Source organism: Ruegeria sp. CJ6, from assembly GCF_056536665.1.
Map to the genome: position 1 here is coordinate 97,882 of NZ_JBQFQB010000001.1, position 25,895 is coordinate 123,776.

The window sequence follows — 25,895 nt, forward strand, 5'->3', positions numbered from 1 at the left end:
AAGTCATTACTTACCGTAAGCTATGGCTTACAAAGAAGTGCTTTCGGCTTTAGGGGATTCGACCCGTCGTCAGGTTTTTGAGGCGGTGGCCAAGCGCCCCAGGGCGGTTGGTGATCTGGCTGCGGATTTGCCCGTAAGCCGCCCGGCGGTCTCGCAACATTTGAAGGTCTTGTCCGAAGCCGGGCTTGTCGTTTGCCGGGCCGAGGGAACGCGCCGCATCTATGCCGCCCGACCCGAGGGGCTGGCAGACCTGCGCGCCTGGCTCGAGCAATACTGGTCGGAAGTGTTGGAGAGTTTCGCCGCCGAGGTAAACGAAGGACGAGATGCATGATCGAACCAATCATCAAGACCATTGTTGTGAACGCAACGCCCGAGCACGCCTTTGATGTTTTTGTAAATCGCATTGCCAAATGGTGGCCATTGGATGGGCACGCTGTCTCAGCGGCGCAAGGCAAGCCTGCGCTGGCAGTTGTGATCGAACCTCATGTCGGCGGTGCGGTTTATGAGACCATGTTCGATGACACCCGCGCTGATTGGGGCAAGGTGTTGATCTTCGAGCAGGGGGCTCGCTTGGCCTTCAGCTGGCACCCTGGCACCAACACCGACCGCCCCACGCGGGTTGAGGTCCGGTTCGCAGCCCACGGAGCCGGGCATACCACGGTCACTCTGACCCATTCGGGCTGGGAAGTCTGGGCATCTGAGGCGTCGGACAAACGCACCGGTTACGACAGTGGCTGGGATTATGTTCTGGGCGAATGCTACGCAAATGCTGTCACCAAATGAAAAGGGCGGCCACCGGGGCCGCCCTTTCGCTGACAATTGTCAGACTTAGTTCTTTTCTTTGTCGACCATTTTGCCAGCCGAGATCCAGGGCATCATGGCGCGCAGTTTTGCACCGGTTTCCTCGATCATGTGCTCATCGTTCGCACGGCGCGACGCTTTGATGGTCGGTTGGCCTACAGCGTTCTCCAGCATGAAGTCACGGACGAATTTACCCTGCTGGATGTCGTTCAGAACCTCTTTCATACGCGCTTTGGTCTCGTCGTATTTCAAAATACGCGGGCCGGTGACGTACTGGCCATATTCAGCCGTGTTCGAGATCGAGTAATCCATGTTGGCGATGCCACCTTCATAGATCAGGTCGACGATCAGCTTCACTTCGTGCAGACACTCGAAATATGCCATCTCGGGCGCGTAGCCGGCCTCAACCAGCGTTTCAAAGCCGCAGCGGATCAGTTCAACCAGACCGCCGCACAGTACGGCCTGCTCACCGAACAGGTCGGTTTCGCATTCCTCGCGGAAGTTGGTTTCGATGATGCCCGAACGGCCGCCACCGATGGCCGAGCAGTATGACAGGCCGATTTCCAGCGCTTTGCCGGTCGCGTCGTTGTCGACCGCGACGAGGCAAGGAACGCCGCCGCCTTTGGTGTATTCGCCGCGCACGGTGTGACCGGGGCCTTTGGGGGCCATCATGATCACGTCGACGCCTTCTTTCGGCTCGATCAGGCCAAAATGGACGTTCAGGCCGTGGGCGAACGCGATGGCCGCACCTGGCTTGATGTTGTCGTGCACGTATTTCTTGTACGTCTCAGCTTGCAGTTCGTCAGGCATGGTGAACATAATAACGTCGCACCAGGCTGCGGCTTCGGCGATGCCCATCACCTGCAGGCCTTCCGCTTCGGCTTTCTTGGCCGAGGGGGAGCCTTCGCGCAGGGCGATGACCAGGTTCTTGGCGCCCGAGTCGCGCAGGTTCAGCGCGTGGGCGTGGCCTTGCGAGCCGTAGCCCAGAATCGCCACTTTTTTGTCTTTGATCAGGTTGATGTCGCAATCGCGATCGTAATAGACGCGCATTTCGCCGGTCCTTTCAGTTTCGATTGATGTGCTTCTATCTTGCGTGATTGCTATTGGCGATAGGGTTTGGATTGAGTATTTGACAAATAGATGAAGAATAATTCTTCTATTGAACAAAATGTGAAAAAATCATGCTTGATGATGTTGATCGACGTATACTGCGCCACTTCCAGGCCGAGCCAAGCCTGACAACGGCAGAATTGGCTGAACGATGCCGCATCACTTCGGGCGTCTGCTGGCGCCGGATCGAAAAAATGCAGGCGGCAGGAGTGATCGAGGGGCAGGAAGCCGTTATCGACTGGGCCGCCTTGGGCTATGCGGTCGAGGTCTCTTTGCGGATAACGCTGGACAAGACGCAGGCACGGGCGTTCGACGAATTCACGGCGGCGGCGCGGAACGTGGCCGAGGTGATCGAGATCCAGACCTTCCTTGGCCGGGTGGATGTGCGCCTATCGGTGTTGGCGCGAGATATGGCGCATTATCAACAGGTCTATCGCGATCGCATTCTGACCCTACCGCATATCGCCGATATCGAGGCCCTTATGCATATCGCACGGGTCAAGCGGGACGAGGTGCTGCCGGTATGATCGAACTGGATGAGATCGACCGCAGAATTCTGCGCGCGCTGGTGCAGGACGCGACCCAAAGCGCGGGGGCTCTGGGGCGCCGCTTTGGCTTATCGCAGCCTGCGACCTGGCGGCGTATTCGTCGACTGGAAGAAGCAGGCGTGATCAAGGGGCGGCGGCTGCGTCTGAATGCCGAGGCCTTGGGTTTTGGAGTGACCGTCTTTCTCGGCGTGAAACTTGCGCGAAAAGGGCAGGTCAGCCTTGAAGATTTTGAACGTGCCGTCAGCGCCATTCCCGAGGTGCAGACGGTTGAGCATGTGCTGGGTCTTTATGATTATCGCTTGCGCGTCGTGGCGCGGGATCTGGCAGATTTCGAACGGGTTCTGCGCCGAAGGGTGATGACCTTACCAGGGGCCGGAGAGGTCGAAGCCAATGTACTGCTGAGCGAGGAACGCCTGCCCGGGCCGATCGGTTAGTATTTAGTGCGGATGCGGAACCCCGGATGATGGGTCATGCGGGCGAAAGTCATCGGTTGCCCGTCCTTCCACGTGGTCCGTTCCAGCTGAATCATCGAAGTGCCAGTGGTTGTGCCCATGAAATCAGCTAGACGATTGTCCGCCGAGATCGCGCAAAAGGCGATTTCAGCTTTGGTGAACGGGGCAGCATTCAACAACCATTCGTGTGGGCCACTTTTGTTGAGGTCGGCTTGCTCGACCTCGGGCACGGCTTCGATATTGATCCAGCGTTCTTCAAGCTGGAAGGGGCGGTTGTCTGCATAGTGCATGCAGATCACGTGCAGAACGCGCGCGTCCGGTTCGACATTCAGTTGCGAGGTCAACCAGCCGGGGCTGTAGACCACGTTCCGTTCCACCAGAGCATAGCGATAGGCTGAGTTTTGGTTCTCAACCGCTTGTCTCGCAAGTGAAATTTCAAGCTTGGCTTGTTTGCGTGGTTCTTTCTTGACCCGCGTTCCGCTTTTGCGCTTGCGCTCGACAAAGCCCTGTTCAGCGAGCTCCCTCAGCGCCCGGTTCACCGTGGCGCGGGCACAATTGAACTCTTCCGCTAATTGGGTTTCGGTGGGTAAAAGCGAGCCCTGAGGCCATATGCGAGATTCAATCCGCCGCTTTACCTCGTCTCGAACGACTTGAAAACTAATCCGCTTTTGCGCAGTCACGAGTAAAATTATCCGTTCTTGTTCAAAGTGTGTGTATCTGTTCAGAAACACGCTAGGGTGTAAAGGGGACCTGACTCTGGTTGGCGTCATTTCTGCTAATTGTGGCATGTAAAAACTCAAAATGAAATTTTTGGCTGTGGGTTACTTTGGGTCAACTTCAGGCCGCGTTTGACGCTTTACCGAGCGCGCAAGACAAGGCAGAACAAAAAGGACCCAATAGAAAGGATGCGTCATGCCGGCACTACTGAATACTGTTGACCCGGGCGGGCTGGAGGAGTTCTCGGTGGTTTTTACCGACCGTTCTCTGAACCATATGTCTGCAAGTTTTCAGCGAGTCATGCGCGATATTTCGGCAATGCTGCGTGAAGTTTACAATGCTGAAGGCGTTGCGGTCATTCCCGGCGGAGGCACCTATGGGATGGAAGCCGTCGCGCGACAGTTTGCGCGGGATGCTGATGTGCTTGTCGTACGCAATGGGTGGTTTTCATATCGGTGGAGCCAGATCATCGAGTCAGGTGATCTGACATCGTCGACCACCGTTCTCAAAGCGCGCGAAACCGGCAATTCCAGCCCGTCACCTTTTGCTCCGGCCCCGATTGATGAAGTTGTGGCGACAATCCATGAGAAACGACCGGGTATTGTCTTCGCGCCGCATGTTGAGACCTCGGCCGGAGTGATTCTGCCTGATGATTATGTGACAGCGATGGCCGCTGCTGCGCATGAGGTGGGGGCATTGATGGTGCTGGACTGCATCGCCTCGGGCTGTGCCTGGGTCGATATGAAGGCCACCGGAGTGGATGTGCTGATCTCGGCTCCGCAGAAGGGGTGGAGCGCAACGCCATGCGCCGGTCTTGTCATGCTATCCGAACGCGCCGAGGCACGACTGGCCGAGACCTCATCCGATAGCTTCGCGATAGATTTGAAGAAGTGGCGCCAGATCATGCAGGCCTACGAGAATGGCGGGCATGCCTATCACGCCACCATGCCCACGGATTCTCTGCTTTCCTTCCGCGACACAATGGCCGAGACGCGCGCGTACGGCTTCGAAAAGCTGCGCGCGGCGCAATGGGCGCTGGGTGATGGCGTCCGGGCCTATCTTAGGGACAAGGGCGTCATGTCGGTTGCTGCCGAAGGGTTCGGCGCGCCCGGTGTGGTGGTCAGCTATACAGCAGACCCCGAAGTGCAGAACGGCAAGAAGTTCGCGGCCCTGGGCATGCAGATCGCAGCGGGCGTGCCGCTGCAATGTGACGAACCCGAAGGGTTCAGCACCTTCCGTCTCGGCCTGTTTGGCTTGGACAAGCTGTATGATGTTGACGACACGATTGCGCGCCTGAAACGGGTTCTGGATCAGGTGCTGTAATAGCGTGGCGGGCAGAAGCCCGCCCTACGGTTCAGCGGACGCCGAGGCCCATTTGCATTAGCGTCTTGCGCACGGGTGGTAGGGAATAGAGCGCATTCAGCCCCATCGCTCGTGCGTCGCGCAGCGGACGCGCTTCGATCATCGAGGCGCGGTTCAGCAGGTCGATGCCCTTGACGCGCAGTTCGATCTCGGTATGGCGGGCCTTGTGATAGGAATCCAGCATCTGCGCATCGCCTAAGCCCTCGGGCCGGGCTTGCGTCAATTCCAGCAAGCAGCGCAGATCGCCCAACGACATGTTCAGCCCCTGCGCACCAATAGGTGGCACCACATGCGCGGCCTCGGCCATCAGCGCGATGCGTTCGCCCGACAACCGTTCCGCCGACTGGCTGATGATCGGCCAGATCGTCCGGCGTGAGGCCAATTTCAGCGGTCCGAACAGCCCGCAAGAGCGTTCGGTCATGGCGGCTTCGAACGCGTCGGATTCAAGGTTTAACAGTTCAACGGCACGTGGCCCACGTTCCATCCAGACAATGGCCGAGGACGGCTGGCCTTGCCAGTTGGGCAGGGGGACCAATGTGAACGGCCCGCCCGAGCGGTGAATCTCGGTCGAGACATTGTCGTGCGGGATGGGATGGGTGACGGCGAAGGCGAGGGCCTTTTGGCCGTAGCGCGTGGTATGAACATTGATCCCGGCAGCTTCGCGCATTGGTGAACTGCGCCCGTCGGCGGCGATTACCAGTTTGCAGCGGATGCGGGTGCCGTCGCTCAGGCCGACCCGTGCCTCATTGGTGCGGGTGAACAGGCTGACCGTACCGGTGCCGGGGCGGAAATCGACATTCGGCAGTTCGGCTAGTCGCGCCACCATCTCGCGGCGCAGCAGCCAGTTGGGCAGGTTCCATCCGAATGGCTGATCCGAGATATCGGCGGCGTTGAAATCACGCACGACGCGCGGTTCGGGCACATCGCCACCCGCATCCACGATGCGCATGATCTGCAGGGGCGCGGCGTGGGCATCCAGCTTGGCCCAAAGCCCGCATTGTTCCAACAGACCGTGGGCAGGCTGCAAAAAAGCGGTGGTACGCAGATCCGATCCGTCCACGTCCCGCTCGGTGATCGGAGGGGTGGGATCGACGCAGACTACGTCGAACCCGGCAGCGCCAAAGGCGGCGGCGGCGGTCAATCCGGCGATTCCGCCGCCGGAAATCAGGATGTCACAGCTGTCAGTCATGAGTATGTCTCCGTTGCCGCAGACACTAGTGCTGTTGCGCGGTGGGCGCCAAGTGACATCCTGTCTCGTGCTTTATCCCCGAGAGATCAAAATCAGGACAAGGAACATCGTCGGCACCAGCATCAGGGCGGGAATGTAAAGACCCGGCAGGCCGAACAGAAGGATGGAACAGCCCCACATGCTGACCAGCGCCGCGGCTGTATAATAAAGGTCTTCAGCTTCGGCATTGGCCGCGTCCCGGGCCATCCAGCCAAACACGGGAATTGCAAACAAAAAGCGCTGCCAAAGAGGCAGGCGCTGAGGCATCTCAAGCGCGGTCATTGGGGTCTCCGATTCTGTTCGTCGCTGAGCTGCATATGGGGTCAATTCTGCAACTGCGAAACGAACAGATCGTCGCAGTGTGACAGCCTATCGCAGGCGACCCAGAAACCCGGTCAGATCATCGGTGTGATGGTGAATATGGTCAGCCTCGTGCGGGTCAGGCGCGACGTGCACGGTACGCATTCCCATCTCGTGCGGGGCGGCCAGATTGCGTGGATCATCTTCGAACATGGCGGCTTTCGCTGTATCGATTCCATCCTGCGCAAAGATCGCCTCGAACGCGGCTTTTTGCGGCTTGGGGCGATAGCCTGCGTGTTCTACGCCATAGATCGCGTCGAACAGCCCATTCAGACCGCGTGCCGCCAGAACGCGCTCGGCATAAGGTGCAGATCCATTGGTATAGACAATGCGTCGCCCGGGCAAAGCGCGGATATGTTCCGCCAGCGCAACATCGGGTTCCATATGGCTCATGTCCACCTGATGCACGGCGTGCAGATAGGGATCGGGGTCCAGATCGTGCTCTGCCATCAGGCCCGCGAGTGTCGTGCCGTATTCGCGCCAGTAATGCGAACGCAGCCGGTCGGCCTCGGGGCGGTCGACGCCGATAGCTTGCACGACGTAATCCGTCATCAGCACTTCGATCTGATCGAACAGGCGCATATGCGGCGGGTAAAGCGTGTTGTCTAGATCGAACACCCATTGGGTGACATGGGAAAAGGCGGGTTTGACCATGCTTTGGGTTTAGGGCGATGGGCTGCGGTTTTCAATGCCGCACTTGATCGGGGGGGCGTGTGGCGGCTAGACAGGTCCGAACGAGGAGACAATTCAGCCGATGCCCCAATCCAAACAGTCCAATACGGACGCCTATAGCCTTATTCTCGAAGCGATAGACGTCGGTGTCTACAAGCCTGGTGATCGGCTGGTGGAAAGCGAACTGGCCGAGCGGTTTGGCGTTTCTCGCACTCCGATCCGCGAGGCGCTGCAGCGGCTGGAAACGCAGTCGTTGCTGGAACGGGACGGGCGGTCGTTGATCGTGGCCTCATTGGATCACAACCAGATGGCCGAGCTTTATGTTGTCCGGCGTGAATTGGAAGGGCTGGCCGCACGTCTGGCCGCAAAACACGCAACCGAAGAGGAAATTCGGGTCCTTCGGGACATGGTGGTGGCCGATAATGAGTTGATCGGAGATCCTGTTGCGCTGTCGCGGGCCAACCGGAGATTTCACGAACAGATTCACCTGGCTTCGCATAACCGCTATCTGGTGCAGCAGCTTGATCTGGTGCATCGGACCATGGCCTTGATGGCGACCACATCGCTGGCCGCAGAAGGGCGTGGCGAGATTGCGCAGAGCGAGCACAAAGGCATCGTGGACGCGATTGCGGCGCGAGACGAGGACGCGGCGGCCAAGGCGTTGCAGGATCACATTTCGGTCGCTTTCATGACGCGGCTGAAACAGGATGCGATCCGGCGCGAGAAATAGCGGCCTCACGTTCCTCGACCGCATGGCCGTGCTGGGTCTTGTCCCAGAAGAACGGATTGACCGCCAGTTCCCACAGGCCTTTGTAGGCCGCCAACACGCCCAGCGGATAATAAAGCACCATGGTCGGCACCCAGGGTAGCAGGAACCTGCGTTTGCCTGCGATGACACCGCAGATACCCACCAATAGGTTGGCGGCTTCGGCGACGAGAAACAGAACCACGCAGGCAGTCAATAAACCGGGTGTTAGGATTGGTTGATACAGGTGGGGCAGCCCGAAAAATATGGGCCAGAACGCCCACAAAAGCGGGGCCAGAAGGAATTGGCCCAGTGTTCCCAGAAAAAAGGCCTGTAAGCCCAAAAAGCGCAGCAACCCCAGATCGCGCAGCAATTGGCGTGGTGCGCGCATATGCACCAGATAGGTTACCATGAACCCCTTCAGCCAACGCGAACGCTGCTTGACCCATGGCCAGGCGCGAAAGTTCGCCTCTTCATAGGTCGTGGTGCTGACGATCTCGGTCCGATATCCGGCACGGCTTAGGCGGACACCCAGATCGGCGTCTTCGGTGACATTGTGGGCATCCCAACCGCCCAGTTCGACCAGCTTGTCGCGGCGAAAAAAGAAGGTTGTGCCGCCCAGCGGAACGACCAGACCAATTCGCGCGATGCCTTTCAGGACGACGCGAAACCAGCCGCTGTATTCGATGCTAAAACAGCGCGACCGCCAATTGGTGCGCGGATTGTAGTAGTCTAGAATACCTTGCAGGCACACCACCTCTTTTGGGGCGTTCGCGAAATGGCGGACAACGGTTTCAATCTGATCGGGTTGCGGGGCGTCTTCGGCATCCCAAACGCCCAAAATCTCTCCACGGCAGAAATCCAGGGCATAGTTCATCGCACGGGGCTTGGTAGTCAGGTCACCCCGATCCGGCACAACAATGGCGCGCATCCAGGTTGGCAGTTCTATTTGCCTGAGCGCCTCATTGGTTACGTCATCCCGCTCTTCCAGCACCAAAATGACATCCAGCAACGCTTTGGGATAGGTCAGGCGGCGCAGCCGGGCGATCAGGTCATCGGCAATCTCGCGTTCCTTATATAGCGGCACAAGGATCGAGACGCGGGGTAGGCGAAGTGACTCAGAGGTCTTTGTTGTTGGCTCAGATTTTTCTCGCCATAGATAAGCAATGAGCCCCGAGAGCCTGAGAGACAAGAACAGCCCCAGAGTCAGCAGTGCAAAGCCCAAAAGAAGGCCGAGGCCAACTATTGGGAAACAAACACAGAGTGCCGCGAACAGGATAAATCCAATGATCGGCCCACGGCGCGTCTGGGTCGACCAATTCCTGCAGCTTTGCCGCGCCTCAACGCGAGTTTCTGCAGCTTGTGCCAGCGGTTGAGCATATTGACAGGCGATGGCGGCATCGATCTGCTCGGGTCCTGCCAGAACCGGGATGATCGTGTAACCGTGGCCTTTCAATGCGTCTGCCACTGCGTCAAATGTATCTGGCCTGGCTGTAGCGATCAGCAGGATTGGCCCCACACGCATCCAGGGCAGTACATTGTGCTTCAACCAAAACTCGACCGGTTCGAGCAAGCAGAGGTCTGCGGCAGGTGGTACCTGCGCAAGATCAGCGATCTGAAGGCCGGTTTGGTCAGACAGCGCCGAGAGGACCTGCGCACGGCTGGCCCATCCTTCACTGACCAGTATTTCCCCCAATGGCGCGTTCTGGAATACTTGCATCCGCAGGGCGCGCGCCAACTGGTCGGATGTGATGATGCCTTGTTCGACGAGACATGTGCCGAGCGGTTTGCGCGAATGCGGCCCGGGCACAGGCTGCGCCAGTGTCTGACGCTGGAGATTCAATTCGACCATAACGAAACCCTGCCGCATGTAACATCCGGCAGGGTTGCTTAGTCAGGGTTAACACACGGTTAACGCTGTTGAATTCGCCTTTAAGCTTGTGTTTTTTGATCCGCCATCGCGGCGGCAAAGCGTTCGAACAGGTAGAAACTGTCCTGCGGGCCGGGTGACGCTTCTGGATGATGCTGCACCGAATAAACCGGGCGACCCGTCATGCGGATACCGCAGTTCGAGCCGTCAAACAGAGAGCGATGCGTTTCGACTACGCCATCGGGCAGTGTTTCCGCGTCCACGGCGAAGCCGTGGTTCATCGAGGTGATCTCGACCTTACCGGTTTCCATATCCTTGACCGGATGATTGGCACCATGGTGGCCGTGGTTCATCTTGATCGTCTGCCCGCCAAGCGCCAGTGCCAGCATCTGATGGCCTAGGCAGATGCCAAAGACAGGCAGATCTGTTGTATCCAGCACTTCCTTGATCATGGGAACTGCATATTCGCCGGTAGCCGCCGGATCGCCGGGTCCGTTTGACAGGAACACTCCGTCCGGCTTGTGTGCCAGCACCTCCGCAGCCGTTGCGGTGGCGGGCAATACGGTTACGTCGCAACCCGCCGAGGCGAGGCAGCGCAAGATGTTGCGCTTGGCACCATAGTCGATCGCGACCACCTTGTGCATCGGAGCTTCCTGACGCTGGTAGCCATCGGGCCAAGCCCAACGCATCTCATCCCAGCGATAGCTTTGGGCGCAGGTGACTTCTTTGGCCAGATCCATCCCTTCGAGACCCGCAAAACTACGCGCTGCAGCAATCAGGGCTTCGATATCGAAGTTTCCCTCGGGATCATGAGCCAGCGCCACGTGCGGTGCGCCTTGCTGACGGATCGCCCGGGTCAGGCGGCGGGTATCGACGCCGCCGATTGCGATGCGACCACGGCGGGCCAGCCAGCTTTTTAGCTCTTCTACAGCGCGCCAATTCGACGGCTCGGTCGGGTCCCATTTGACGACCATCCCGGCTGCCACCGGGTCGCCGGTTTCGTCATCTTCGGGATTCACTCCGACATTGCCGATATGCGGGAAAGTGAAGGTCACGATCTGGCCCGCATAAGAAGGATCGGTCATGATCTCTTGATAGCCCGTCATGGCGGTGTTGAAACACAACTCGGCCTCGGTTTGACCGGTTGCGCCGAAGCCCACACCGTAAAACAGGGTTCCATCGGCCAACGCCAGACATGCGGTGGGCTTGGACGGGGCGTTCTGGGCCATGGCGCGACTCTCCTGCAAGGTAAACGGGCGCATAACTAAGTGGGTTATACGCTAGGGTCAAGTCTGTTCAAATTTTGGGCTATTGTTAAAAATCAATGAGTTACAATTAATGTCCACTGTTGTACCAACCTTTTTGTTTCGATATGGTCAGGGTTCCTTTGCCATGGGGATGGACAGACCATATGGATATGCGATCACGGGTGAACTCTGCCCTGAAGCAAGCTATGAAAGACAAAGCCGCCGAGCGTCTTTCGACACTGCGCCTGATCAATGCGGCGATCAAGGATCGTGATATTGCTTCGCGCGCCTCTGACAATGAAGAGACCAAAGGCTGCGGCGATGCCGAAGTGCTTGAAATTCTGGGTAAAATGACCAAGCAGCGCAAGGAAAGCGCACGCGCCTACGAAGAGGGTGGACGCCTTGATTTGGCCGAGCGGGAACTGCGCGAGGTCGAGGTGATTGAGGAATTCCTGCCCAAACAGCTGGACGACGACGAGGTTAGCAAAGCCATTCAGACCGCCATCACGTCTACTGGGGCGGGCTCAATCCGCGATATGGGCAAGGTGATGGGCGAGTTGAAGTCGCGCTATACCGGTCAGATGGATTTCGGCAAAGTAGGACCGATGGTCAAAGATCATCTTTGCGCTAACTCGAACGGCGCTTAATCACGTCGATTTGCGCAGTTTCTGACTCAGATCATCAAACAGCGCGATCCGCTCGTCCTCGGACAGGAACGCGCCGATCTCAACTTCGCGCCCATCGCCGATCAGCGTTACGTAGTGGGGTACCGGACCACCGCTGGTGTGCATTTCGGGGCGGGCCCAATAGCGATTGCAGGTCCATTCCTGATCGCCCTTGTCTGGGTGGTGGTGCACAAGGTGGGCTTGCGTCTGGCCTAAGGTCAGAACCTCGAACACGCTGCGCGCGCGATAGTTTGTCTGGATTGCCAACCAGAGGCCCAGAACCGTCAGCAGCAGGAACGGCAGCAGACCCCACAGGACGATCGAACCCAACATCGCCAGCAGCGGGATCAGTCCGAACAGGAACACCGACAAGATGACGGTCATTGCACCACGTGGTGGCAAGGAGTTGTGCGGCCAAAGCCGCAGTTCCTGTTCAGCGTCCGAGTTTTTTGTCCATTGATAAGGCATGGCGAGAACCTAGCTCAGACCGGCGCAATGTCGAAGCAAAAATCAGTCAGACAACGTGGCCGACGCGGACCCATGACAGGGCATCGTCAAGCCGGTCATCGCCCCAGAACACTTCGTCGCGGACAACAAAGCTGGGTGCGCCGAAAACCCCCAGTTTGATGGCCTTGTTTGTCTCGTCCTCCAAGGCTGCAACAGCGTCCGGGCTGCGGGCACGGGCAAGCATCAGGCGTGGATCTTGTTGGCACCGAAGCAGGGCTTCGGAAATGGCGCTTTCGCTACCGGCCTCAATCCCGTCCTCGAACCAGATCCGATAAAGATTTTGCGTGAACCCCGCGCCCCAGCCGTCCTGCATGCCCAGCAAAGCCACCTGATTTGCCAGCGCCAGGTCAGAAATTGGATAGGGGGCGGGAAGTTTGGCGTGGATGTGATATTTCGCGGCGCGCCGCTCAATATCGCGCCACATATAGGCCGACTTCACCGGTTTGCCCGCGAAGGGTATATTTTGCTGTTCCGACATCACCGTGCGCACGTTGAAGGGGCGCCAGGTTACCGTCGCATCGTTTTCTTCGCACCAGCCATCCAGGCGCGTGATGGTCAGAAAACTGTAAGTGCTGCCGATTGAATACCAAAAGTCGATCTCGGGCATAGCAAGGCTCCTGTCAAAAGGGGCTTTGCCAACCAGAATACCGCAAAACGGAGGTTTTTTCGATCTTTGCCCAATTTAAATGGTCAAAGTAACGCTTTATCGATGGGTTCTGTCGGCTGAGGGGCAGTGCCGCAGGAAGTCATCTGGCGCAGGTCGATTTCGATCATGCGGCAGATGGACGAGATCGGAACATCGGTTACGTCGCCTTCGAACGGGTCCTCCATCGAGGCGCTGACCCGTTCAGTCACGAAGAAAATCCAGCAAACCAACGCTCCGATCGGAGCAAAGACTGCCCAGTCAAGCAGAACGGATTTTGTTACCGAGTAGCCCATGCCAGCGGTGATCGAGCGTTGGTCATTCAACGCCAGCGGTAACATGAAGATAAAAATATAGCTGAAGATGCGCCCGACCTCGGCGACCTGCCGCGGGAAGGGGGTATTCTTGATACGTTCGCTTTGGCCTTGCGCGTCTGCAAACCGTGCTAGCCGGTTCATCAGCGCCACATGCCAATAGGGTTCGATCTTGCCGGATTGCGCCAGTGATGAAAGCCGCTCACCCTGAAGAAACAACAGGTACGCGGCACGGTTGGATTTCCCTTCGAGCAGAGGCATATCAGCCGCCAGTTGGGTATCGCGCCAGCATTCGGGTTCCTGATGCAGCGCGATTTTGTCCACGACCGGTTTGTGTCCGAACATCCACGGGCGGCGGGCACGTCCATGCGTTGCGGGCTGGCGCAGCTGAAATGCCAGCATGTTGAGCCAAGCGATATGACGTTCCAGCAATTCACGCCGTATCTCGGGCGCAAGCGGCGTGCCGTCAGCCTGAACCAGATTGCTGATCGTGTTGCCCCAATCGCGACTGGCGTTGACGATGTCCCCCCAGATCTTGCGGGCCTCGACCCAGCGGCCATAGGCCGAGGTGTTCTTGAAACCCAGAAAAAATGCCACTGCCAAACCCAGCATCGTGACCGGTGGGCTGGAGTTCGAGATCAACTCAAGTGGAGTAACTTCATCCACTAGTTCAAGCAGGAGTATCCAGGCCATGACGATGCAAATGAACCCGGCAGAGCCTTTGACCAGTTGCCGAAGTGTGATGCCGTGATGGAGAATCATGTGGCGCGCACCCGTCTTAGATTATGCTGTTTTCGCAAATACTAGCGGCCTGATCTTTGGTGCGTCTACGTGTTGGAAGCAGCAAGTTGCGGACTGGGGGCATAAAAAACACAAAGCCCCGCACGGGGCGGGGCTTTGCTGAATTTGGTTTGGATGGCGGGATTAGTGCGCGTGGCCCTTATCCCAGTCTTCCTGCTTGGGCAGCTGCTCGAACGTGTGTTCAGGCGGCGGCGTGGGCAGGGTCCATTCCAACGTATCCGCGTATTCGTTCCACGGGTTCGGGCGTGTCTCTTTCGCACCACGCAGCAGGGCGTAGATCACGATGCCGAAGAACAGCAGGAACGAGGCGAACGAGATGAACGCACCAATCGACGAAACGAAGTTCCACTGAGCAAACGCTTCAGGGTAGTCGATATAGCGGCGTGGCATGCCCTGACGGCCCAGGAAGTGCTGCGGGAAGAAGGTCAGGTTGGCGCCGATGAAGAACAGCCAGAAGTGAACCTTGCCCCAGAACTCGGAATACTGACGGCCCGTCATCTTCGAGAAGTAGAAGTACACGCCAGCGAAGATCGCGAAGACGGCACCCAAGCTCATCACGTAGTGGAAGTGCGCAACGACGTAGTAGGTGTCGTGATAGGCACGGTCCACGCCGGCCTGCGACAGCACAACGCCGGTCACACCACCAACGGTGAACAGGAACAGGAAGCCGAAGGCGAACAGCATCGGGGTTTTGAACTCGATCGAGCCGCCCCACATGGTCGCGATCCACGAGAAGACCTTAACGCCGGTCGGAACCGCGATGACCATCGTGGCCAGCATGAAGTAGGCCTGCTGGCGCAGCGACATGCCAACTGTGTACATGTGATGCGCCCATACGACGAAGCCCAGCACACCGATCGCGATGATCGCCCAGACCATCGGCAGGTAGCCGAAGATTGGTTTACGCGCGAAGGTCGCGATCACGTGGCTGATGATGCCAAAGCCGGGCAGGATCACAATGTACACTTCCGGGTGGCCAAAGAACCAGAGGATGTGCTGATACAGGATCGGATCGCCGCCACCGGCCGGATCAAAGAAGGTGAAGCCGAAGTTGCGGTCCATCAGCAGCATGGTGATCGCGCCTGCCAGAACCGGCAGCGACAGCAGAATCAGCCACGAAGTGACGAAGATCGACCAGCTGAACAGAGGCACCTTGAACAGTGTCATTCCCGGGGCACGCATATTGAGGAAGGTGGTAATCATGTTGATCGCGCCGAGGATCGAGGAGGCGCCCGATACGTGCACGGCGAAGATCGCAAGGTCCATGGACATGCCGCCTTCGGTCGTCGACAGCGGTGGATACAGAACCCAGCCTACACCTGAACCAAGCTGGTCGTTACCACCGGGGCTGAGCAGCGAGGCGACGCCCAGCGAGGTGCCAGCGACATACAGCCAGAAGGACAGGTTGTTCATCCGCGGGAACGCCATATCCGGCGCACCGATCTGCAACGGCATGAAATAGTTGCCAAATCCGCCGAACAGGGCGGGGATGACAACGAAGAACATCATCAGAACACCGTGATAGGTGATCATCACGTTCCAGAGGTGACCGTTGGGGGTGCATGGATCGGCCATGAACCCTTCGAGGCACATATACTGAACACCGGGGTGCATCAGTTCGAGCCGCATATAGACAGTCATCAGAACCGAGATCAGACCGGCAAGGGCCGAAAAGACCAGGTAGAGAATCCCGATGTCCTTGTGGTTGGTCGACATGAACCAGCGGGTGAAAAAGCCGCGCTGATCTTCATGCTCGTGACCATGAATGGCTGCGTCTGCCATTAGGTGCCTCCTGTTGCAACTGTACCGCGCAGTCGGACCTCTCCAACGCGCGGGATTCATGCTGGTTTTAGATTGCGAAGGGGCGACCTTCAATGGTCGAGTTTGATCTGGATCAAGATTAATTGTCGCGGGCAGACTGTGCTGCGCGATAATCTGACCTCGGATGCGAGGGATTTGGGGATTCAGTCCGCGATTACAAGTGGTGACGAGGAAACCCGCTTGACCAGCATCAAGCGGCGGCTCAGAACAACGGGTAAGTCCAACACCGGAGGCCTGTAATGACCGCTTATGATCCCGAAAATGTCTTTGCCAAGATCCTGCGCGGAGAAATCCCGTCAAACCGTGTGTATGAAGACGACGACACCGTCGCGCTGATGGATATCATGCCCCGGGCGGACGGGCATTTGTTGGTGATCCCCAAAACCCCCTGTCGCAACATGCTGGATGCAACGCCCGAGCAACTGGCAGCGGTGATGGCGACGGTACAGAAGATGGCTCACGCTGTGAAAGAAGCGTTTGGCGCAGATGGCGTCACCGTTCAACAATTCAATGAGGCCGCAGGCGGGCAAGAGGTATTTCACCTGCATGTGCATGTATTGCCGCGCCACGAGGGCGTCTCGATACGCCCGCCCGGTAAAATGGGCGATTTTGACCTGATTGCTCAACACGCCGACAAGATCCGCGCGGCACTGACCTGATCCACCTTCGAAGCGAGCTGTCGCAGGCGACGTGATCACCAAACGCATGGAGCACGACACTTGCGTAATCGCGCTGCCCGTCGCAGACCTGAGGAATACGGATCAGTCTTGTTCCATTCATTTCATGCGTGCGATCCGGACTCGTAAAACATCAGGCTGCTGTTCGGCGATTTCATTAGCCCGGTTCAAGTTTTTCCATTTGCACTTTCGAGTGTGAGCAAAGCCTCTAATTAGGCCAGCGGGTGGCCAGATCTTGGCCATGGCGTACGCATTGCAACCGCCGCAGCGCGGTTTCGTCATAGCGGCGCCGATTACCCGCAGTAGGTTCGAACGGCGGTAGAAGTCCAGAACCGGATCGTAGGTGCTTTGAATCCAGTGCGAAATGAGGGAGCCCCGATTGCATCCATTTTCGAAAACACCCCCTTGAACCTCTAGTCACTAGAGGAATTATGTAGCATGGTGATTCAGAAAATAGGACACACTAAAATGGCTCATCAGCATTCCCACAAAGGGCACAGCCACGCGCATGTTAATCCGCAGGCCGGCGATGCGCGCGTTGCCTGGGCCATCGCGGTCAATATGTTCTTGACGCTGGCACAGATTGTGGGCGGGGTTATTTCAGGGTCGCTCGCCTTGATTGCGGACGCCTTGCACAACCTGTCAGATGCGATTGCGCTGGTCATCGCATTCTTTGCCCGCAAGATCGCTCGTCGACCCGCAAACGCGCGTATGAGTTTCGGGTATGGCAGGGCCGAGGTTGTAGCGGCGCTGGTTAACTACACAACACTGATCGTTCTGTCAGTCTACCTGCTGTACGAAGGCGTAATGCGGTTTGTCGAGCCCGAGCCGGTTAATGGCTGGATCGTTGTCTGGATCGCTGGGATCGCATTGGTCGTCGACCTTGTCACCGCTATGCTGACCTATTCCATGTCCAAGGACAGCATGAATATTCGTGCGGCATTCCTGCACAATGTGGCCGATGCATTGGGGTCCGTCGCCGTGATTGTCGCAGGTACCGCTGTAATTCTCTTCAACTGGACTTGGGTCGACCCAGCGGTCACCATCATGATCTCACTTTACATCCTTTGGCACGTCAAATCCGAGATCGGTGAAACCATACGCGTTCTGATGTTGGGCGCGCCAACAGAATTGGATCCGGAAGAGGTCGCCACAGCCATTGAGGGCGTATCGGGTGTGGCAGGAGTTCACCACATCCATCTGTGGAGCATGCAGGAGCGTGAGCCCGCGCTGTCGGCGCATCTGCTCATCAAACCCGACGCACAAGATAGTGCCGAGGATATCCGGGTGATGGTCAAGCAGGTTCTGCAGAACAAGTTTGGGCTTGGTCATGTTACGCTTGAAATCGAAGCCAGCGGGCACGCTTGCGTCGGATCAACCCGATTTGGGCATCAACAGATTTAGGGGCCTAAAACGAGAATTGCCGTTCCGATATGGGGTCGGAACGGCAGACTCGTAACCAAACACTTTCACGGATTTCGCAGGGCAGCCCTGAGATCACCGGTTAACACACCACTCACTCATGAACGGTCATTACATACTATGTGGTCAGATGGCGTTTGTAAGGAGAGGATGTGAAGAATCCCTGAATTTGAGGCGAATTGAGACCATTCAAAGGAATTTTCTGAATGATTTTCGAAACAGAGTGCCCCAAATTCTAGCATTGTCTTTTGCGTATTCTGGCCAGATCTGTCCGAATACGTGGAATCACCTATAAACTAGGCGCCTTCGGTGGCGAAGACCTCATCAAAGGTCTTTTTTAGCGCAACATCGACGTCATCCATGGTCACCGGCAACCCAAGATCGACCAGTGAGGTCACCCCGTGTTCCTGAATTCCGCAGGGCACGATACCGGTGAAATGGGACAGGTTCGGCTCGACATTGATTGAGATACCGTGAAAGCTGATCCATTTCCGCAGGCGAATGCCGATGGCCGCGATCTTGTCCTCGGCTGGCTGGCCGGTGATCGTCAGCGGCTTGTCTTGCCGTTGCACCCAGACGCCCACGCGGCCGTCGCGGATCTCACCGGTGACATTGAACTCGGCCAGAGCCGCAATCACCCATGCCTCAAGCTGCTGCACAAAGCGGCGCACATCATGACCGCGTTTGCCCACATCAAGCATGACGTAAACAACGCGCTGACCGGGGCCGTGATAGGTGTACTGTCCACCGCGCTTGCTTTCATAGACCGGAAAGCGATCCGGATCGGTCAGATCTTCTCGCTTGGCAGAAGTCCCAGCGGTATAAAGCGGAGGGTGTTCCAACAGCCAAATGCATTCGTCCGCTTCACCCGCTGCAATCGCGGCAACGCGCGCCTCCATGAAGGCAGTGGCCTCGTCGTAGTCGATCAGCCCGTCGGTAGTCTTCCATTCCATGCTCGTTCCTTAGACCGTCTGCGGGGCAGGGGGAAGGGGTCAGGCGGCCTCGGCCAGGCAGCGTTGCAGGACCTGCGCATAAGTGTCCGTGCCCTGTGCGCCGGTCAGCAGATATTTCCCTCCAAACACCATCGAAGGCACGCCCGAGATACCCTGGCTGGTCCAGAACTGTTGTTTTTCACGCACCGGTTGGGCATGCGCACCTGATTCAAGTGCGGTTCGCGCCGCCTCCGGGTCGAGCCCGGCCGTCTCGACCGCGCCCATCAACACTTCGATGTCAGAGACATCCTGTTGCTTGGTGAAATAGGTTTCGAACAGGGTCAGTTTCAGCGGATGCTGACGCCCCTGTGTTTCCGCCCAGTCAAGCAGTTGATGCGCGGCAAAGGTGTTCACGATTCTGCTGTCATCAGTGAAATTGAAAGTGAACCCAAGTTCAGTGCCCAACGCAGTCAAACGCTCGCGCGCCTGCTGGCTTTGTTCGGGCGTCGAGCCATATTTCTCGGCAATATGCTCCCGCAGGTTCTGCCCCTCGGGGCCCATGCTGGGGTTCAGTTCGAACGGATGCCAGCGCAATCGGGCCAGCACATTCTCTTGCTTCAGCGCGGCATCGAGTTGACGAAAGCCGACAATACACCACGGACAGACCACATCCGAGACGACATCAATCTGCACGGTAGGGCGGGGATCGGGCGAGGGCATGGGCTGCTCCAGATTGCATTGTATCGCGGTTAGATATGGCTAAAGCACGTGATTTCAATCGGCTGTGTTTTTGCCTCTTCACATCGCGCGGCTCAGCGTCTATACGCCGCTCTACTAAGTCATTGGCAGTGCGGTCGTGGCGGAATTGGTAGACGCGCAGCGTTGAGGTCGCTGTGGGGTAACACCCGTGGAAGTTCGAGTCTTCTCGACCGCACCAACATCCTGAAATTTTTAACCGAAATTGTCAGATGAGACGGGCGCCCTGTTGGTTGAAGCGGTACGTTCGATCCTGGGCGTAGCCGAAATGGACGGATTCACCAGCGTTGACCTGATGCTGGCCGAACAGGCGCGCGGTGATCTGGTGGTCTTTCATCATCGCGATTACGTTTGTGTCTCCGCCCAGATGCTCAACATGAGTCACGTTTGCGGTCAGGGGGCCTTCGTCGGATAAGTACAAGTCCTCTGGGCGGATGCCCAATGTTGTGTCCGCGCTGTCGCCGATTACGCTGGCGGGGAAGAAATTCATCGACGGAGCGCCAAGGAAACCCGCGACGAACTGGTTGGCGGGGTTATTATATAGCTCCATCGGGCTGCCAACCTGTTCAACGCGCCCGTCGCGCAGGACGACGATCTTGTCAGCGAGCGTCATCGCCTCGGTCTGGTCGTGAGTGACGTAGATCATCGATGCATCGAGCTGCTGATGCAGGTTGGCGATTTCCAGTCGCGTATTCATACGCAGGGCGGCGTCCAGATTGGATAAAGGTTCGTCAAACAGAAACAGTTTGGGTTCCCGCACGATGGCGCGACCGATGGCGACTCGTTGGCGCTGGCCGCCTGACAGTTCTGAGGGGTAACGGTCGATATAGGGCTCAAGGTTCAGCATCTTGCTGGCCTTGGCGACGCGTTCTTCGATGACCTGCTTGCTCTGGCCTTCCTGTTTCAGTGCCAGCGACATGTTCTTGCGCACATTCAGGTGGGGATAGAGTGCATAGCTTTGGAACACCATCGCGATGCCGCGTTTCGAGGGCGGCGTAAGGTTCATCACCTCTCCGCCAATGCGCACTTCGCCCGAGGTCACGTCCTCCAGCCCCGCGATCACGCGTAGCAGGGTGGACTTGCCGCAGCCGGAGGGGCCGACGAAGACGACGAATTCTCCGTCTTCGACTTCGATGTTAATATCTTTCAGTACCTCGACAGTGCCGAAGGACTTGTTCACGTTTGTCAGCGTCAGGGCGGTCATGTGCGTGCCTCTTTCAGCGAAATGGGTTGGCCAGTGCGGATGCTTTCATCGGCAGCTAGACAGATGGCCAGCGATTGCACGGCGTCGTTCATATGGCGGGTCAGGTCGATGTCCTCGGCGATGGCGCGCAGCATATAGGCTTGTTCGGCATCGCAGAGCTGCTGATGGCCGGGCTCATCGGGCATGTCGATTGTCTGGTCGCCATCGGGGCGATGGACCAGAAGGCCGCCAACCTTGGTGTGTCCGTCGATATCGGCGGATGCGCCCTTGTTGCCATCGGTGATCGAGACCGAGCCGTTGGGCGACACGATGTCTTTCACGAAGAACGCGGTTTCGGACATCATCGGGCCCCAACCGGCCTCATACCAGCCGACCGAGCCATCCTCGAAGACCACCTGAAACTGGCCGTAGTTGTACATGTCTTCGGCGATCTCATCGCTTAGGCGCAGGCCCATGCCGTGGACTCGCACGGGGTCGGAGTCAGTGATCTGACACATCACGTCGACATAATGCACACCGCAATCGACGATGGGCGAGGTGGTCTGCATCAGAGCTTTGTGTGTTTCCCACTCGGCCCCGCTGCTTTGTTGGTTGAGATTCAGCCGGAACACGTAGGGCCCGCCCAGGTCGCGCGCCTCGGAAATCAGGCGCATCCACGAAGGATGGTGTCGCAGGATGTAGCCGATCACCAGTTTGCGGTTGGTCTCAATGGCCTTTTCGACAGCACGCTTGGCATCTGCCACAGTGGTCGCTAGCGGTTTTTCGACAAATACATGCGCCCCGGCCTCCATCGCCGCGCAGGCGAAATCGGCGTGGCTGTCGGAGTAGGTCGCCACGACCACCAGATCGGGCTTGGTCTCTGCCAGAGCGGTGTGAAAATCCGAATAGGCCGGATAGATCGACAGATCTGGATGATCCACGCGACCGGATCGGTTCACCAACCCAACAATCTGCGCGTCTAGGTGGTTGTGGTGGGCCAAAGCGTGGCTCAGCCCCATATTGCCGAGGCCGGCGATCAGAACTTTGGTCATTTCACAGCTCCTGAAGTGATGCCGCGGATCATCTGACGTGAGAAGATGACATAGAGCACCAGCACCGGCAGGATCGCCATGCTGAGCGCCGACAGAACCGCGTTCCAGTCGGTGACGAACTGGCCAATGAAGACTTGGCTGCCCAGCGTCAGTGTTTTGGTTTCCTCGGCTGGGGCAAGAATCAGCGGGAACCAGAGGTCGTTCCAGATGGGGATCATGTTGAACACGGCCACGGTCGCCATGGCGGGGCGGACGAGCGGTAGGACCAATCGGAAGAATATGGTGTATTCGGACAGCCCATCGACGCGGCCTGCGTTCTTCAGATCGTCCGAGACTTGCCGCATGAATTCAGACAGGATGAACACCGCCAGCGGCAGACCTTGCGCGGTATAGACAAGGATCAGGGCCCAAAGGGTGTTCACCAACCCGGTTGCCACCATCATCTCAAGTATCGCCACGGTGCCGATGCGGATCGGGATCATAATCCCAAGCGCCAGATAGAGGCCCATCAGAGTGTTGCCCTTGAATTTGTATTCGCTCAGGGCAAAGGCGGCCATGGCGCCGAACAGCAGAACGAAGGCCAGCGACACCACGGTCACGATCAGCGAGTTTTGGAAATAAAGGAAGAAATCCCCTTGTTTCATAACCGTCTGGTAACCGATGAGAGAAAAGCTTTCGGCATCGGGCATGGCGAGCGGCTCGCGGAAGATCGAGCGTCGGGTTTTGAAGCTGTTGATGATGATCACGAAGACCGGGAACAGGGCGATCAGGGTATAGAGGATCAGCGCCCCGTGCATGGCAGCCGTGTTCAGCGGGTTATGGCGTGCTTTGTTCATGCGTTCATCCTCACAGCTGATACCGGCGCATCCGGGTCTGGATGCCGAAGAGGTAGATGCAGACACCCACAAGGATGATCGCGAACATGGCGCCAGCGATGGCGGAGCCCATATGCGGGTCGCCCAGTTGCAGTTGGAAGCCAAAGAAGGTGCGGTACATGAAGGTGCCTAGGATATCGGTTGAGAAATCCGGCCCTGCCAGCGCACCTTGCGAGACGTAGATCAGGTCGAACGCGTTGAAATTGCCGACGAATGTCAGGATCGAGATGATGCCAATCGAGGGAATGATCAACGGCAGCTTGATCTTCCAGAACGCCGAAGCACCGGTGATGCCGTCTATTTCTCCGGCTTCAAGGATCTCTTCAGGGATCGACAGCAGGGCGGCGTAGATCAACATCATCGGGATGCCGACGAATTGCCAGACCGAGACAAGTGCCAGTGTTGTCAGCGCGTATTCTTCCTTGCCCAGCCATGGTGCAAACAGCGACTTCAAACCAATGGCGTCCAGCATTGAAGGTGCGATGCCCCAAAGCGGGGACAATATCAGCTTCCACGCGAAACCGACGATCACAAAGCTCAGAATGGTCGGAATGAAGATCGCGGACCGATAGAGCGCGGCAAACCGCAAGCGTGGATGCGACAAAAGCGCGGCCAAAGCGATGCCGATGGGGTTCTGAACCAGCATGTGGATCAGGAAGAACCAGAAGTTGTTGCCCAAAGCGTTCCAGAACTGCTCGGACCAGATCGGATCGAAGAACAGGGTGCGGAAATTCTGCAAGCCCACGTAGATACGTGTCTGATCAACCTCGGAGAACAGTGCGAGGCGCAGTGTGTTGAACAAGGGGAAGATCATCACTGCCGTGTAGACCAGCACCGCAGGGGCGAGGAAAACGGCAATGTGCCAGCGTATGCGGCGGGTCTGCATGGGAATCTCCGGGGGAAAGGTCCGGACGCGACGCGGTAGCCGCGTCCGGTGTGAGTGGCCTAGGTGTTACTGATGCGGTGCGTACCAGCTGGCCAGACCGTCTTGCAGTTGCTGACCCAGCGCTTCGGGTGTCTCGGCACCCTTGATGGCTGCAACGGATGCACCCCAAGTCTCGTTTTCGAGGTTCGGTGTGCCGCGCGACAGGATTTGGTAGGTCGAGCGGATTGTGCTTTCGCACTCATCCCGCCAACCGACGATTTCCTTGGCCAGTGGGTCTTCCAACTCGACCGGAGTGCTGGACAGCGGGAAAAAGCCGGGTAGGGCGTTACCGAAGATGCTGGCGAATTCCGGGCTTGCGACCCAAGCCAGGAAGGTGCGCGCAGCTTCTTGGTTTTCGCTCGCCGCGTTCATGCCGATGCCGATATCGGTGTGGTCCGAAATATAGCAGGTGTCGCCCGCGTTCTGGACCGGTGGCTTAAAGGCGCCCATTTCGAAATCGGCCTGCGTGTTGAAGCCCGAGATTTCCCAGCTGCCTGCTGGATAGACCGCTGCACGACCCAGCGTGAACAGGTTCTGGCTGTCGGGATAGGTTTGCGCTTCATACCCGTCGCCGAGATAGTCGGCCCACTTGGCCAGTGTCGCATACGGGGCGACCCACTGGGGGTCGGTCAGCTTCTGCTCGCCTTTGATCAGCGCCTGACGACCTTCTTCACCTTTCCAGTAGTTTGGGCCGATATTGTTATAGCCCATCGTTGCGGCTTCCCACTGGTCATTGGTGCCCATCGCCATCGGGATATAGGTACCGTCTTCCTTGATCTTATCGAGGGCGGCAAAGAACTCAGCTTCGGTAGTTGGAACTTCGATGCCCAACTCATTGAACGCATCTTTGTTGTAGATGAAGCCGTGAATCACAGACGCCATCGGGACGCAGAAACTGGCAGAACCGTCATCGGTTTGCCACGCAGATTTGGCCACGTCCGAGAAGTTTCCCATGGCCTCAAGATCAGACAGATCGGTCAGGTGCCCCGACTCGTATAGCGCAAGCGAGGCATCAAACGGACGGCAGGTAATCAGATCGCCAGCCGATCCGGCCTCGAGCTTTGAGTTTAAGACAGCGTTGTATTCTGCCGGTGCAGAGGGCGAGAATATTACTTTGATGCCGGGATTCTCGGCCTCGAACGCCGGAATGATCTTTTCCTGCCACAACGCCAGATCGTCGTTTCGCCAACTTTCGATGGTCAAAGTGGCCTCTTGCGCATAGGCGCTTGTGACCAGCGCCGTGCTCATCATGGCAAGGCTCAGAACTTTGCGTGTCATTTGATATCTCCCAGGTTGATGGTTTCTTGGTTTTGTTTCATCCGCTCCAGCGCAGGGCGGAGGTGATCGTCGGTGTTGCTTAGCATTGCTTGCGCCGCGTCCAGGGACCCTGCGCCTACAGCCAAAAGGGCCGCGCATTTGAGGTTGCCCTCTGCCGCAGTCAACGCCTTTGTAGCCTGCGCGGAGGAAACACCGGTCAACTGACAGACGATCCCGTTGGCTCGGGCGCGTAGCTTGTCATTGTCAGCGCGCAAATTGATCATCATGCCGTCCTGAATATGCCCCAGTTCCATCGCCATCAGCGTCGAAAGCATGTTCAGTGCGATTTTCTGCGCTGTACCAGCGCCCATGCGGGTAGAGCCCGAGATCAGTTCAGGTGGTGTGGAAAGCAGGATTGGATGGTCAGAAAGCTGCAACAGTTCGGTGCCCCCGTTATTGGCAATGCCGATAACTGTGGCGCCTCTGTCCCGCGCGATCCGCGCTGCTGCGGTTGTGTACGGTGTGGTTCCGCTGGCCGAGACGGTGATCAAGGTGTCTTTGGCAGAAAGATCGGCCAGGTCTCGGGCAAGGCTGTCGGTGGCATCTTCGACATCTCCCGGCATCTCTACCCCTGAGGGCAATCCACCTGCAATGTGGATGCGAATCTGGCGGGCTGGTATCGAAAAAGTTCCCCCCAGTTCCAGCGCATCCGAGGCGGCCATCAAGCCGGAAGAGCCTGCCGCCAAATAGCGCAAAACCCCGCCCGATCGGATGGATTGCGCCATAGCTTTTGCGCCTGCGCAGAGGGTGGGCAGCGAGGAAAGCGGGGCAGCGGCAGCGTCGGCTTGCGAGCGGGCCAGCAGCTCGGCCACCTCAGTCAGCGGTCGGGCGTCAAGTCCGATCGCGTCTTGATGTAGCTGTTCGGTAACTGGCTTGGTCACGTGATTCTCCCC

29 protein-coding genes and 1 tRNA gene are annotated in these 25,895 nt (G+C 57.7%); 11 read left to right on the top strand and 19 right to left on the bottom strand.

The annotated features are described in order from the left end of the window. Positions 1-22 precede the first annotated feature (22 nt). Both ACR0BT_RS00515 and ACR0BT_RS00520 read left to right on the top strand, forming a co-directional pair. On the top strand, positions 23-331 hold the full coding sequence (locus ACR0BT_RS00515) for an ArsR/SmtB family transcription factor (RefSeq protein WP_480762294.1): 309 nt from the start codon (positions 23-25) through the stop codon (positions 329-331). After that, on the top strand, positions 328-783 hold the full coding sequence (locus ACR0BT_RS00520) for an SRPBCC domain-containing protein (protein WP_480762295.1): 456 nt from the start codon (positions 328-330) through the stop codon (positions 781-783). The genes ACR0BT_RS00515 and ACR0BT_RS00520 overlap by 4 nt, the downstream gene beginning before the upstream one ends. Before the next feature lie 45 nt (positions 784-828). On the opposite strand, the gene ilvC is transcribed toward ACR0BT_RS00520, so the two are convergent. After that, the gene (gene ilvC, locus ACR0BT_RS00525; protein WP_170393489.1) at positions 829-1,851 is read right to left on the bottom strand and encodes a ketol-acid reductoisomerase; all 1,023 of its coding nucleotides are present in this window, start codon (positions 1,849-1,851) and stop codon (positions 829-831) included. 131 nt (positions 1,852-1,982) lie between these two features. Between ilvC and ACR0BT_RS00530 the strand changes: the two genes are divergently transcribed. Next, positions 1,983-2,438: an Lrp/AsnC family transcriptional regulator gene (locus tag ACR0BT_RS00530; protein WP_170393487.1), complete on the top strand. Its 456-nt coding sequence runs from the start codon at positions 1,983-1,985 to the stop codon at positions 2,436-2,438. Next, entirely contained in the window at positions 2,435-2,893 is a 459-nt protein-coding gene (locus ACR0BT_RS00535) for an Lrp/AsnC family transcriptional regulator (RefSeq protein WP_170393485.1), read from the top strand. Before ACR0BT_RS00530 ends, ACR0BT_RS00535 begins: the two co-directional genes overlap by 4 nt. Here ACR0BT_RS00535 and ACR0BT_RS00540 read toward each other — a convergent pair. Beyond that, entirely contained in the window at positions 2,890-3,591 is a 702-nt protein-coding gene (locus ACR0BT_RS00540) for a GntR family transcriptional regulator (protein ID WP_480762296.1), read from the bottom strand. The genes ACR0BT_RS00535 and ACR0BT_RS00540 overlap by 4 nt on opposite strands. Positions 3,592-3,823: 232 nt before the next feature. Here ACR0BT_RS00540 and ACR0BT_RS00545 point away from each other — a divergent pair, with 232 nt between their 5' ends. After that, positions 3,824-4,951 carry an aminotransferase class V-fold PLP-dependent enzyme gene (locus tag ACR0BT_RS00545; protein ID WP_480569194.1) on the top strand — a complete coding sequence of 376 codons (1,128 nt, stop codon included), beginning with the start codon at positions 3,824-3,826 and terminating at the stop codon, positions 4,949-4,951. 31 nt (positions 4,952-4,982) lie between these two features. On the opposite strand, the gene ACR0BT_RS00550 is transcribed toward ACR0BT_RS00545, so the two are convergent. The 3 genes from ACR0BT_RS00550 to ACR0BT_RS00560 form a co-directional block, all read right to left on the bottom strand. After that, positions 4,983-6,179, bottom strand: coding sequence for a UbiH/UbiF family hydroxylase (locus tag ACR0BT_RS00550; protein WP_170421095.1), 1,197 nt, complete (start codon positions 6,177-6,179; stop codon positions 4,983-4,985). 72 nt (positions 6,180-6,251) lie between these two features. Beyond that, positions 6,252-6,500: a hypothetical protein gene (locus ACR0BT_RS00555; protein WP_170393477.1), complete on the bottom strand. Its 249-nt coding sequence runs from the start codon at positions 6,498-6,500 to the stop codon at positions 6,252-6,254. 87 nt (positions 6,501-6,587) lie between these two features. After that, positions 6,588-7,232, bottom strand: coding sequence for a pyrimidine 5'-nucleotidase (locus ACR0BT_RS00560; protein ID WP_170393475.1), 645 nt, complete (start codon positions 7,230-7,232; stop codon positions 6,588-6,590). Between the two features lie 100 nt (positions 7,233-7,332). Here ACR0BT_RS00560 and ACR0BT_RS00565 point away from each other — a divergent pair, with 100 nt between their 5' ends. After that, positions 7,333-7,980, top strand: a complete 648-nt coding sequence (locus ACR0BT_RS00565) for a GntR family transcriptional regulator (protein ID WP_170393473.1) — start codon at positions 7,333-7,335, stop codon at positions 7,978-7,980. Here ACR0BT_RS00565 and ACR0BT_RS00570 read toward each other — a convergent pair. Both ACR0BT_RS00570 and carA read right to left on the bottom strand, forming a co-directional pair. Further along, positions 7,937-9,865 carry a glycosyltransferase family 2 protein gene (locus ACR0BT_RS00570; RefSeq protein ID WP_480569203.1) on the bottom strand — a complete coding sequence of 643 codons (1,929 nt, stop codon included), beginning with the start codon at positions 9,863-9,865 and terminating at the stop codon, positions 7,937-7,939. The two genes, ACR0BT_RS00565 and ACR0BT_RS00570, sit on opposite strands and share 44 nt — an antisense overlap. A gap of 62 nt (positions 9,866-9,927) precedes the next feature. Then, the gene (carA, locus tag ACR0BT_RS00575; protein WP_480569206.1) at positions 9,928-11,094 is read right to left on the bottom strand and encodes a glutamine-hydrolyzing carbamoyl-phosphate synthase small subunit; all 1,167 of its coding nucleotides are present in this window, start codon (positions 11,092-11,094) and stop codon (positions 9,928-9,930) included. Positions 11,095-11,276: 182 nt separating this feature from the next. Between carA and ACR0BT_RS00580 the strand changes: the two genes are divergently transcribed. Next, positions 11,277-11,759: a GatB/YqeY domain-containing protein gene (locus ACR0BT_RS00580; protein ID WP_170393469.1), complete on the top strand. Its 483-nt coding sequence runs from the start codon at positions 11,277-11,279 to the stop codon at positions 11,757-11,759. Here ACR0BT_RS00580 and ACR0BT_RS00585 read toward each other — a convergent pair whose 3' ends face one another. The 4 genes from ACR0BT_RS00585 to ctaD form a co-directional block, all read right to left on the bottom strand. Continuing rightward, positions 11,760-12,245 carry a DUF2244 domain-containing protein gene (locus ACR0BT_RS00585; protein ID WP_170465483.1) on the bottom strand — a complete coding sequence of 162 codons (486 nt, stop codon included), beginning with the start codon at positions 12,243-12,245 and terminating at the stop codon, positions 11,760-11,762. A gap of 46 nt (positions 12,246-12,291) precedes the next feature. Next, positions 12,292-12,891, bottom strand: coding sequence for a 2-hydroxychromene-2-carboxylate isomerase (locus ACR0BT_RS00590; protein WP_170393465.1), 600 nt, complete (start codon positions 12,889-12,891; stop codon positions 12,292-12,294). A gap of 83 nt (positions 12,892-12,974) precedes the next feature. Further along, a complete protein-coding gene (locus ACR0BT_RS00595) occupies positions 12,975-13,934 on the bottom strand; it encodes a bestrophin family protein (RefSeq protein ID WP_480762298.1) in 960 nt (319 codons plus the stop codon). Between the two features lie 231 nt (positions 13,935-14,165). Beyond that, the gene (gene ctaD, locus ACR0BT_RS00600) at positions 14,166-15,824 is read right to left on the bottom strand and encodes a cytochrome c oxidase subunit I (protein WP_170393460.1); all 1,659 of its coding nucleotides are present in this window, start codon (positions 15,822-15,824) and stop codon (positions 14,166-14,168) included. 102 nt (positions 15,825-15,926) lie between these two features. On the opposite strand from ctaD, the gene ACR0BT_RS00605 reads away from it, so the two are divergent. The 3 genes from ACR0BT_RS00605 to ACR0BT_RS00615 all read left to right on the top strand — a co-directional run bounded on the left by ACR0BT_RS00605 (position 15,927) and on the right by ACR0BT_RS00615 (position 17,944). Next, positions 15,927-16,103, top strand: a complete 177-nt coding sequence (locus ACR0BT_RS00605) for a hypothetical protein (protein ID WP_480762299.1) — start codon at positions 15,927-15,929, stop codon at positions 16,101-16,103. Then, a complete protein-coding gene (locus ACR0BT_RS00610; protein WP_170510549.1) occupies positions 16,103-16,522 on the top strand; it encodes an HIT family protein in 420 nt (139 codons plus the stop codon). Before ACR0BT_RS00605 ends, ACR0BT_RS00610 begins: the two co-directional genes overlap by 1 nt. A gap of 486 nt (positions 16,523-17,008) precedes the next feature. Then, positions 17,009-17,944: a cation diffusion facilitator family transporter gene (locus ACR0BT_RS00615; protein WP_480762301.1), complete on the top strand. Its 936-nt coding sequence runs from the start codon at positions 17,009-17,011 to the stop codon at positions 17,942-17,944. A gap of 314 nt (positions 17,945-18,258) precedes the next feature. Here ACR0BT_RS00615 and lipB read toward each other — a convergent pair whose 3' ends face one another. Together lipB and ACR0BT_RS00625 are read right to left on the bottom strand one after the other, a co-directional pair. Further along, positions 18,259-18,915: a lipoyl(octanoyl) transferase LipB gene (gene lipB, locus ACR0BT_RS00620; protein ID WP_170595979.1), complete on the bottom strand. Its 657-nt coding sequence runs from the start codon at positions 18,913-18,915 to the stop codon at positions 18,259-18,261. Between the two features lie 39 nt (positions 18,916-18,954). Continuing rightward, the gene (locus tag ACR0BT_RS00625) at positions 18,955-19,614 is read right to left on the bottom strand and encodes a DsbA family oxidoreductase (protein ID WP_480753649.1); all 660 of its coding nucleotides are present in this window, start codon (positions 19,612-19,614) and stop codon (positions 18,955-18,957) included. A 130-nt stretch (positions 19,615-19,744) separates the two neighbouring features. Between ACR0BT_RS00625 and ACR0BT_RS00630 the strand changes: the two genes are divergently transcribed. Continuing rightward, positions 19,745-19,831 (top strand) — tRNA-Leu (locus ACR0BT_RS00630). A gap of 27 nt (positions 19,832-19,858) precedes the next feature. Here the strand turns inward: ACR0BT_RS00630 and ACR0BT_RS00635 are convergent. The 6 genes from ACR0BT_RS00635 to ACR0BT_RS00660 form a co-directional block, all read right to left on the bottom strand. Then, positions 19,859-20,854 (bottom strand): ABC transporter ATP-binding protein, encoded by a 996-nt coding sequence (locus ACR0BT_RS00635; RefSeq protein WP_480762302.1) that lies wholly within the window; start codon positions 20,852-20,854, stop codon positions 19,859-19,861. After that, positions 20,851-21,885, bottom strand: a complete 1,035-nt coding sequence (locus ACR0BT_RS00640; protein ID WP_480762304.1) for a Gfo/Idh/MocA family protein — start codon at positions 21,883-21,885, stop codon at positions 20,851-20,853. The genes ACR0BT_RS00635 and ACR0BT_RS00640 overlap by 4 nt, the downstream gene beginning before the upstream one ends. Next, the gene (locus ACR0BT_RS00645; protein WP_480762305.1) at positions 21,882-22,721 is read right to left on the bottom strand and encodes a carbohydrate ABC transporter permease; all 840 of its coding nucleotides are present in this window, start codon (positions 22,719-22,721) and stop codon (positions 21,882-21,884) included. The genes ACR0BT_RS00640 and ACR0BT_RS00645 overlap by 4 nt, the downstream gene beginning before the upstream one ends. 10 nt (positions 22,722-22,731) lie before the next feature. Further along, entirely contained in the window at positions 22,732-23,646 is a 915-nt protein-coding gene (locus ACR0BT_RS00650) for a carbohydrate ABC transporter permease (RefSeq protein ID WP_170393443.1), read from the bottom strand. Between the two features lie 66 nt (positions 23,647-23,712). Beyond that, the gene (locus ACR0BT_RS00655) at positions 23,713-24,963 is read right to left on the bottom strand and encodes an ABC transporter substrate-binding protein (protein WP_170405048.1); all 1,251 of its coding nucleotides are present in this window, start codon (positions 24,961-24,963) and stop codon (positions 23,713-23,715) included. Beyond that, positions 24,960-25,883: an N-acetylmuramic acid 6-phosphate etherase gene (locus ACR0BT_RS00660; protein ID WP_480762306.1), complete on the bottom strand. Its 924-nt coding sequence runs from the start codon at positions 25,881-25,883 to the stop codon at positions 24,960-24,962. Before ACR0BT_RS00660 ends, ACR0BT_RS00655 begins: the two co-directional genes overlap by 4 nt. Between the last annotated feature and the right edge of the window lie 12 nt (positions 25,884-25,895).

Bases quoted from the DNA above. Each gene is read 5' to 3' on its own strand.
- ACR0BT_RS00515 (WP_480762294.1), top strand. From the start codon at position 23: ATGGCTTACAAAGAAGTGCTTTCGGCTTTAGGGGATTCGACCCGTCGT.
- ACR0BT_RS00520 (WP_480762295.1), top strand. From the start codon at position 328: ATGATCGAACCAATCATCAAGACCATTGTTGTGAACGCAACGCCCGAG.
- ilvC (WP_170393489.1), bottom strand. From the start codon at position 1,851: ATGCGCGTCTATTACGATCGCGATTGCGACATCAACCTGATCAAAGAC.
- ACR0BT_RS00530 (WP_170393487.1), top strand. From the start codon at position 1,983: ATGCTTGATGATGTTGATCGACGTATACTGCGCCACTTCCAGGCCGAG.
- ACR0BT_RS00535 (WP_170393485.1), top strand. From the start codon at position 2,435: ATGATCGAACTGGATGAGATCGACCGCAGAATTCTGCGCGCGCTGGTG.
- ACR0BT_RS00545 (WP_480569194.1), top strand. From the start codon at position 3,824: ATGCCGGCACTACTGAATACTGTTGACCCGGGCGGGCTGGAGGAGTTC.
- ACR0BT_RS00550 (WP_170421095.1), bottom strand. From the start codon at position 6,179: ATGACTGACAGCTGTGACATCCTGATTTCCGGCGGCGGAATCGCCGGA.
- ACR0BT_RS00555 (WP_170393477.1), bottom strand. From the start codon at position 6,500: ATGACCGCGCTTGAGATGCCTCAGCGCCTGCCTCTTTGGCAGCGCTTT.
- ACR0BT_RS00560 (WP_170393475.1), bottom strand. From the start codon at position 7,232: ATGGTCAAACCCGCCTTTTCCCATGTCACCCAATGGGTGTTCGATCTA.
- ACR0BT_RS00565 (WP_170393473.1), top strand. From the start codon at position 7,333: ATGCCCCAATCCAAACAGTCCAATACGGACGCCTATAGCCTTATTCTC.
- ACR0BT_RS00570 (WP_480569203.1), bottom strand. From the start codon at position 9,865: ATGCGGCAGGGTTTCGTTATGGTCGAATTGAATCTCCAGCGTCAGACA.
- carA (WP_480569206.1), bottom strand. From the start codon at position 11,094: ATGGCCCAGAACGCCCCGTCCAAGCCCACCGCATGTCTGGCGTTGGCC.
- ACR0BT_RS00580 (WP_170393469.1), top strand. From the start codon at position 11,277: ATGGATATGCGATCACGGGTGAACTCTGCCCTGAAGCAAGCTATGAAA.
- ACR0BT_RS00585 (WP_170465483.1), bottom strand. From the start codon at position 12,245: ATGCCTTATCAATGGACAAAAAACTCGGACGCTGAACAGGAACTGCGG.
- ACR0BT_RS00590 (WP_170393465.1), bottom strand. From the start codon at position 12,891: ATGCCCGAGATCGACTTTTGGTATTCAATCGGCAGCACTTACAGTTTT.
- ACR0BT_RS00595 (WP_480762298.1), bottom strand. From the start codon at position 13,934: ATGGCCTGGATACTCCTGCTTGAACTAGTGGATGAAGTTACTCCACTT.
- ctaD (WP_170393460.1), bottom strand. From the start codon at position 15,824: ATGGCAGACGCAGCCATTCATGGTCACGAGCATGAAGATCAGCGCGGC.
- ACR0BT_RS00610 (WP_170510549.1), top strand. From the start codon at position 16,103: ATGACCGCTTATGATCCCGAAAATGTCTTTGCCAAGATCCTGCGCGGA.
- ACR0BT_RS00615 (WP_480762301.1), top strand. From the start codon at position 17,009: ATGGCTCATCAGCATTCCCACAAAGGGCACAGCCACGCGCATGTTAAT.
- lipB (WP_170595979.1), bottom strand. From the start codon at position 18,915: ATGGAATGGAAGACTACCGACGGGCTGATCGACTACGACGAGGCCACT.
- ACR0BT_RS00625 (WP_480753649.1), bottom strand. From the start codon at position 19,614: ATGCCCTCGCCCGATCCCCGCCCTACCGTGCAGATTGATGTCGTCTCG.
- ACR0BT_RS00635 (WP_480762302.1), bottom strand. From the start codon at position 20,854: ATGACCGCCCTGACGCTGACAAACGTGAACAAGTCCTTCGGCACTGTC.
- ACR0BT_RS00640 (WP_480762304.1), bottom strand. From the start codon at position 21,885: ATGACCAAAGTTCTGATCGCCGGCCTCGGCAATATGGGGCTGAGCCAC.
- ACR0BT_RS00645 (WP_480762305.1), bottom strand. From the start codon at position 22,721: ATGAACAAAGCACGCCATAACCCGCTGAACACGGCTGCCATGCACGGG.
- ACR0BT_RS00650 (WP_170393443.1), bottom strand. From the start codon at position 23,646: ATGCAGACCCGCCGCATACGCTGGCACATTGCCGTTTTCCTCGCCCCT.
- ACR0BT_RS00655 (WP_170405048.1), bottom strand. From the start codon at position 24,963: ATGACACGCAAAGTTCTGAGCCTTGCCATGATGAGCACGGCGCTGGTC.